At 72.0% G+C, this 6,670-nt stretch carries 5 protein-coding genes and 2 pseudogenes; 4 read left to right on the top strand and 3 right to left on the bottom strand.

Going from position 1 to position 6,670, the window contains the following annotated elements; genetic code table 11:
- Positions 1-29: 29 nt before the first annotated feature.
- On the bottom strand, positions 30-983 hold the full coding sequence (locus ACIBVP_RS33220) for a sporulation protein (protein WP_396110370.1): 954 nt from the start codon (positions 981-983) through the stop codon (positions 30-32).
- A gap of 119 nt (positions 984-1,102) precedes the next feature.
- Positions 1,103-1,741, bottom strand: coding sequence for a TetR/AcrR family transcriptional regulator (locus ACIBVP_RS33225; RefSeq protein ID WP_396110371.1), 639 nt, complete (start codon positions 1,739-1,741; stop codon positions 1,103-1,105).
- A gap of 69 nt (positions 1,742-1,810) precedes the next feature.
- On the opposite strand from ACIBVP_RS33225, the gene ACIBVP_RS33230 reads away from it, so the two are divergent.
- A complete protein-coding gene (locus ACIBVP_RS33230) occupies positions 1,811-2,326 on the top strand; it encodes a YkvA family protein (protein WP_396110372.1) in 516 nt (171 codons plus the stop codon).
- Here ACIBVP_RS33230 and ACIBVP_RS33235 read toward each other — a convergent pair.
- On the bottom strand, positions 2,305-3,324 hold the full coding sequence (locus ACIBVP_RS33235) for a S1 family peptidase (protein ID WP_396110373.1): 1,020 nt from the start codon (positions 3,322-3,324) through the stop codon (positions 2,305-2,307). The genes ACIBVP_RS33230 and ACIBVP_RS33235 overlap by 22 nt on opposite strands.
- Before the next feature lie 127 nt (positions 3,325-3,451).
- Between ACIBVP_RS33235 and ACIBVP_RS33240 the strand changes: the two genes are divergently transcribed.
- From ACIBVP_RS33240 to ACIBVP_RS33250, 3 genes and pseudogenes are all read left to right on the top strand, one after another.
- Positions 3,452-3,805 carry a hypothetical protein gene (locus ACIBVP_RS33240; protein ID WP_396110374.1) on the top strand — a complete coding sequence of 118 codons (354 nt, stop codon included), beginning with the start codon at positions 3,452-3,454 and terminating at the stop codon, positions 3,803-3,805.
- Between the two features lie 159 nt (positions 3,806-3,964).
- Positions 3,965-4,487, top strand: a pseudogene (locus tag ACIBVP_RS33245) (ABC transporter ATP-binding protein).
- Positions 4,488-4,715: 228 nt separating this feature from the next.
- Positions 4,716-6,670 (top strand): annotated as a pseudogene (locus ACIBVP_RS33250) (hypothetical protein); the annotation flags it as partial.

Raw genomic sequence — 6,670 nt, forward strand, 5'->3', positions numbered from 1 at the left:
CCGTGCACAGGGCCGGCACACGCGCCGGGTCACTCCTCGGCGCCGACGTCCTCGCCGCCGTCGAAGAGCTCGCCGTCCATCATGTCCCCGATGATCATGCCGCCGACGAGACCGGCGGCGGCGCCACCGACGACCGCGCCCATGCCGGAGCCGCGCCTGCCGTGGTGGCCGTGATGGCCGTGGTGCCCGCCGAAGGCCGGGTTCCCGCGCGGCGCGCGGTCGGCGACGTCGGCGAGCCAGCCGCCGATGATCGCGGTCCAGTCGGCCTGCTCGGCCTCCTCGTGTGACATGTGGAAGCGGCCGAACATGTCACCGCCCTGCCGGAACATCCCGCCGCGCTTGTCGGCCTCCAGCACGACCCACACGTCGGAGTGGGTCGTGACGAAGGTCAGCTCGACCTGGTTGAGCCGCCCCGTGAACCGCGGCGGCGGGAAGAACTCGATCTCCTGGTAGAAGCCCAGCTCCTGCGGCACGTCGACGATCCGGCCGACCTCGACGTCGGCGCCGCGGAAGGTGGCGCCCAGCTCGCCGAACGCCTCGAGCACCCGGTCCTGCGACGGCAGCGGTCGCACCCGCACGGGGTCCAGGTCGCCCTTGTCCGGCGCGCCCTTGATCACCAGGTCGGTGCGCACGCCGACGAGCATGCCCGGCAGCGCGACGTCCCCGACCGCGGTGATCGGCGTTTCCCACGGCAGGGAGAGCTGGAAGGGGATGTCCAGCCGTTCACCGGCGGGGACCCGCACGTCACGCTGCACGGTCAGGCGGAAGAACTCACCAGTCCCGTGTGCCTCGCCGCCGTGGTGCTCGACCTCTACCCGGGTGACGAGCGACAGCACCACCTGGTCGATGACGACGTCCTTCGTGCCGCCCTGGATCTGGACCTTCCCCCGAACCACCTCCCCGGCGGTGGCGACGGCCGAGTCCAGCACGGTATCGACCGATGGCCCGCCCACCCCGAAGGCGGAGAGCATTCGCTTGAACACAGAGTTCCCTTCCGTAACACGAAGCGCGACAACCCGCGTACGGAAATGGTGTCACGATCCAGGTAGACCGGACAATACGGGCGTCACCGCACCGGTCGCCGAACTGTCCACAGTGGACGTCAGGTGCGAGGTCGCGCCAGCAACGCGAGCTGCTCGGCGAAGTGCTCGACGACCTCGGGGGAACTGCCGTCGTCGCCGAACACGCCGCGGGCGAGCTGCGGGTACACGGTCAGCGCGTTCGCTGCGGCCGTCATGATCAGGTGCAGCGCGGCCGGGTCGAGCCGGTCGTCCAGCTCGCCCGCCTCCTGGCGTTTGCGGAGCTGCTCCACCTCGTGGCGCAGGCGGGTGTCGCGTGCCCGCGCCTCGTCGGGATCCTCGCCGTCACGGCCGGAGTCACCGAGCCCCTCCCACGCGAGCAGCCTGCTGCCGTGCCGGTTGCCGACGCTCACCCGCACGTAGCCCTTGATCAGCTCGTCGGCGGCCATGTCGTCGGGGAACGCCTCGGCCTCGTACTCGCGCCAGCGCCGAGCGAGCTCCCGGTAGAGCCCTTCCTTCCCGTCGAAGTAGTACGCGATGAGCTGCTGGTTCACCCCCGCGCGACGGGCGATCTCGGACACGCGTGCCCCGGCGAACCCCTTGGCGGAGAACTCCTCGACGGCGGCCTCGACGATCCGCGCCTTGGTGCGCTCGGGGTCCCGCTGCCGTTCGTTGGCCGCGGGTGCCCGCCGCGCCCGCCGCACACCCTTCTCCGCGCTCATGAGGTGATTGTGTCATCCGTCCGTCGAGCTTGGTCACTCATCGAGATGACGTCGCCGTAGTCTGCGAGGGTGACCGTCTGGAACACACTGCTCGGCGTGGCGGCGGCGCTGCTGGCGACGTGGGTGGCACTGGTCGTCACGCTGGCGGTCATCCGCCCACGCGGCACCCTGCTGCGCGAGGCGCTCCGCCTGCTCCCGGACGTGCTCCGGCTGACCAGGCGGCTGGCGGCCGACAAGTCCCTGCCCCGAGGTGTCCGCGTCCGCCTGGCCCTGCTGCTGGCCTACCTGGCGTTCCCCATCGACCTGATCCCGGACTTCATCCCGGTGCTCGGCTACGCCGACGACGCCATCATCGTCACCGCGGTCCTGCGCGGCGTGGCCCGCGCCGCGGGAAGCGAAGCCCTGCGACGACACTGGCCGGGTACGGAAGCGGGGTTCGACACCCTGATCCGCCTGACCGGACTCCCCACGCCCGTTCGGAAGGGCGACCCGCCGGAGGACCAGCCACAGCGGCAGCGGACGGGGCGCCCCCTTCAGTGGGAGCGCCCCGCCGGCCTTGGGGATCAGAACACAGAGACGCCGTAGCGGCCCAGTGCCTCGGTGACGGGCTGGTAGAACGTCGTGCCACCGGTACGGCAGTTGCCGCTGCCGCCGGAGGTCAGCCCGAGCGCGGTCGACCGGTCGTACAGCGGGCCGCCGCTGTCGCCCGGCTCGGCGCACACGTTGGTTTGGATCATGCCGCGCACCGTGCCGCCACCGGAGTAGTGCACGGTCACGTTCAGCGCGGTCACCGTGCCGCTGCGCGTCCCGGTCGTGCTGCCGCGGCGCGTCACCGACTCGCCCACGTACGCGTTCCCGGCCGACGTGATGTCCTGGCCGCCGACGGTGCCGTCGATGGACACCGAGGTGTTGGTGTAGCGCACGATCCCGTAGTCGTTGCCGGGGAAGCTGGAGCCGGCGGTGTCACCCAGCTTCGTGGAGTGTGACGAGTTCGCGAACCACTCGTCGGCCACGTCCGTGCAGTGCCCCGCGGTGAGGAACGAATAGGTGCTGCCGCTGCGCACGTTGAACCCGAGCGAGCAGCGGTACCCGCCGCCGTAGATCGCGTCGCCGCCCGAGGTCAACGCCGTGATCGGGCCGGAGAGCCGTTCGAGCCGGACCGCCCCGTCCGTCCGGGCGACGGCGGACTCCAGGCCGGCGAGGTGCGCGCCGCGCACGTCGTTCGCCACGCTGACGACGACCTGGTTGCCGACGGGGTCGACCGCCCACGCGGTGCCCGCGACTCCCTTGTCCAATGTGGTCATCAGCCGGTCGAGCTGCGCGGCGCTGCGTTCGACGACGCGCGGCGTCGCACCGGCCGCACGCACCGCGGCGGCGGCCGCCGTGTCGGTGACCGTGACGACGGTGCGCCCGGCCGAGTCGACGTACACGCCCGCGGTGCGGGAGTCGCCGAGCGAACCCACGAGGTCCTGCGCAGCGTTCGCCGACAACGGTGCCGCCGTGGCGAACCCGGGGGCTACGGCCGCGATGCCGGCCGCGGCCAGAAGGGCTGTGGCCGCCCTGGCGATGATGCTTCTGTTCATGGTGAGCCTCCAGCAGGGGCCCGGTCACACTGGGTGTCCGGGATGGCACAGTGCCATGTGTCCCACCTAATGCGACCGGGCTCGGTGCTCACAAGCCAGCAACGGGCTGATCCTCGGCGGCTGAACGGTGCCTCCCGCTGCTCCGTTCAGCCGCCGACGTCGCACTTGTCCTCAGTGGCTCGCCGCGCGCTTCCACGCCATCGCGGCCATCGCCGGTGTCGCGTTGTTCGGGGCCGCCGGCCCGGCGAACGCCATCAGCTCGGACACCACGGGCTCGAACGCGTACGGGAACAGCGACGGGGACTGGAAGGTCTACGACACGAAGTGCGACGGCGACTCGGCGTACGGCCGGTTCATCGAGAAGGGCACCACGGGCATCCAGCGGAAGAACAACACGTCGGGCTGCGGCAGCGTGGCGAGCGGTGACTCTCGCGAAGGACAACTGCGGTGGCTGGAACGAGTGGTGATCAACCGTAGCTGACGCGTGGCCCCGCTTCCGCGTTCCGGGGGCGGGGCCGTCGTACGAGGCGAGGATTCCATGGATACGCGTAATGCCCTGCGGTTCGACGGCGTGAGCCATCGCATCGGCGACCGGCAGCTGTTCGAGGACCTGAGTCTGCTGCTCCGGCCCGGCGAGTCGATGGCCGTGCTGGGACCGAGCGGGTCGGGCAAGAGCACGCTGTTGTCGTTGGCACTCGGCCAAGGCACTCGCCCGGCTGCGGGCGGAGTCGGTCGGCATGGTGTTCCAGTTCGCGGAACTGCTGCCGGAGCTCAGCGCCGCCGAGAACGTGGCACTCGCCGCGTTGCTCGCCGGCCGGTCGGACGACGGACTCGACGCGGACGTGGCCGAGTTGCTCGACGAGCTCGGCGTGCCGCGTGCCGCCTCGGTCGGCACGCTCTCCGGGGGCGAGCGTCAGCGCACCGCGGTGGCGCGGGCGCTGATCAACCGTCCCCGGTTGCTGCTCGCCGACGAGCCGACCGGTGCGCTCGACGAGACGAACCCTGACCTGGTCGCCGACATGGTGTTCGAACTGCCCGCGCGTCACGGCTGCGCCCTGCTGGTCGTCACCCACGACGGGGCGGTGGCCGAACGCGCCGACCACGTGTTCACCGTCCGGCGCCGCGAGCTGGTGCCGTGGGCCGGTGCCGGAGCCGGGCGGTGAACCGGCGGCTGCGCGCCCGGCTGCTCGGCATCGGCCGCGCGGCCGGGACCCGGTCCGAGTCCGGCGGCATCCGGTTCTTCGCGCTCGTGCTGGCGACGCTCACGTTGGCTTCGGCGGTCGCCGCGGCCAGGGAGCACCGCATGTCGGGCGGTCACGTACGTCTCGCCGGGCGGCGGCGACGCGCCCCTTCCGCCGGGACTCACCGAGTGGCCCGCGCCGGGCACCGCGGTGGTCTCACCGGAACTGCTGCGCGAGGGCGCGAGCCAGGGAATCACGGAACGCTACGGCGAACTCGCGGGCACCGTCGACGAGTCCGGTCTGGCCGACGCGACCCAGTTGCTCGCCTACGTCCGGCCCGCGCGGGACCTCGTCGCGGACGAGACCACCGGTGTCGTCGCGGTGTCCGGCTTCGGCGGCGCCGGTCCCGCACTGCCCGGCCAGAACGTGCACTGGTTGCTGGCGGACCAGGACTTCTCCGCGGGCGCCCTGGCGGCGATGCTCGTCGCGCTGGGCGTGTTCCCGTCCGTCCTGCCGGCGCTGGTGGCGTCCCGGGTCGCGGCGCATTCACGGGACCGCCGGGACGCGCTGGTCACCGCTCTCGGTGGCCGCCTGTCGCACCGGCTGTGGGTCGCGGTCGGTGAGGCGCGGGCGCCGGTGTCGCTCGGCGCGCTCGGTGCGGTCGCGGTGCTTTCCTGGTTCGTCACGGGCGACCGGCGGCTCCCGTTCGCCCTCTGTGTGGTCGCCGCCGCGGTGTTCGTGTTGTGCGCGGCGGTGTTGCGGAGCGCGGTCGGCGGGGTCGGTGTGAGCGGCAACCGGCCGCTGCGGGAGTTCGGCAGGCGCACCCGTGCGGCGCGGACCGCGTTGTTCCCGTGCCTCGTGCTGGTCGCCGCGCTGGGGCGTGGACTCGCCCGCCGGAGCCGGGAGCCGGCGCTGCTCACGTCCGGCAGGCGGATGACCCACCACCCCGACGCGATCGCCCGGCAGGTTTTCGGAGTGTGCGCGACCATTCTCTTCCTCCTGTTCGCTCTCACCATGCAGGGCAACTTCGCCAACAACGCGGAGGAAGCGGGTGCGTATGTCGACGAGCACGGCTACGCACTGGTGGGGGTGCATCCTCGGGGCGGTCAGGCGACCGCCGCCGCGGTGGACGCCTTCGTCGCGGCCGTTCCCGACGGCATCGAAGTGGTCGCCTACACCCAGACGGCCGCGGAAGTCCGGGTGACCGGCACCTGCGCGGCCCTGTCGTCGCTGGCGTTGCCGTGTGAGGAGCGGCAGGCAGAACCGGCCCCGGGTGCGTTCGCGGCGTGGCTGCGCCAGGGAATCCAGCCCGTGCTGACCGTGGCGCCGGGCGCCCCGGCCTCGGCCGTGAGGGAGGAAACGTTCTCCCTGCTGGCGTTCTCCGTCGACGGCGAGGACATCGCGGCGGGTGTGCTGAACAACGCGGGCGTCGCCTTCCCCTTCGGGGTGGCGACCAACGTGCCGGGCGAAACCTGGTTCACCGGGGCGGTGCCGCCGCGCGAACAGGCGGGCTGGATCACGCTGGTCGGCGGGTTCGGGCTCGTTGTGCTGATTTTCGCCACCGGACTGGGACTCGCGGGCGAGTTCCTCCGCTTCGGCAGGGCGATCGCGGCGTTGAGCGTGCTCACCGGAAACCGCCGGATCTACTGGCGTTCCGCCGCGCTGGTCGCACTGCTGCCGCTGACAGCGGCGGTGGTGGGCGGTTTCGCGGTCGGCTATCCCGCGGTGCGGCCGCTGGCCACGACGGGCGTCAACCTGGTCACGCCCGCGTTCGTCGGAACCTGCTGCGCGGCCGCACTCGTCGCGGGGCTCGTCGTGTGGCTGTGGTCGGCGAGGGCGGCTGTCGGATCGGCCGACCGCTGGCGGCCTGGTCGAGGTGACGACCAGGTGTGGTGGCGCGGTCATACCCAGGTGGCACAAGCAGGTTCTTCCCCTGGCTCGTCGGCGCCGTGGATCGTGCCGCCGGCTGAACCCGCCGTGCTTCCTGAATGCCGAAGGCCGCCACCCATCAGTTGGGTGGCGGCCTTCGGCGTGGTGCTGGGGTGTTACTTCTTCTTCGCGGCGCTGGTGCGCTTGGCGGTCGTGGTCTTGGCCGGGGTGGCCTTCTTGGCGGTCGATGCCTTGGCGGTGGTCTTGGCCGGAGCCGCCTTCGCCGTGGTCTTCGC

The organism is Actinophytocola sp. NPDC049390 (assembly GCF_044466355.1).
Classification (GTDB): domain Bacteria; phylum Actinomycetota; class Actinomycetes; order Mycobacteriales; family Pseudonocardiaceae; genus Actinophytocola.

Bases quoted from the DNA above. Each gene is read 5' to 3' on its own strand.
- ACIBVP_RS33225 (WP_396110371.1), bottom strand. From the start codon at position 1,741: ATGAGCGCGGAGAAGGGTGTGCGGCGGGCGCGGCGGGCACCCGCGGCC.
- ACIBVP_RS33235 (WP_396110373.1), bottom strand. From the start codon at position 3,324: ATGAACAGAAGCATCATCGCCAGGGCGGCCACAGCCCTTCTGGCCGCG.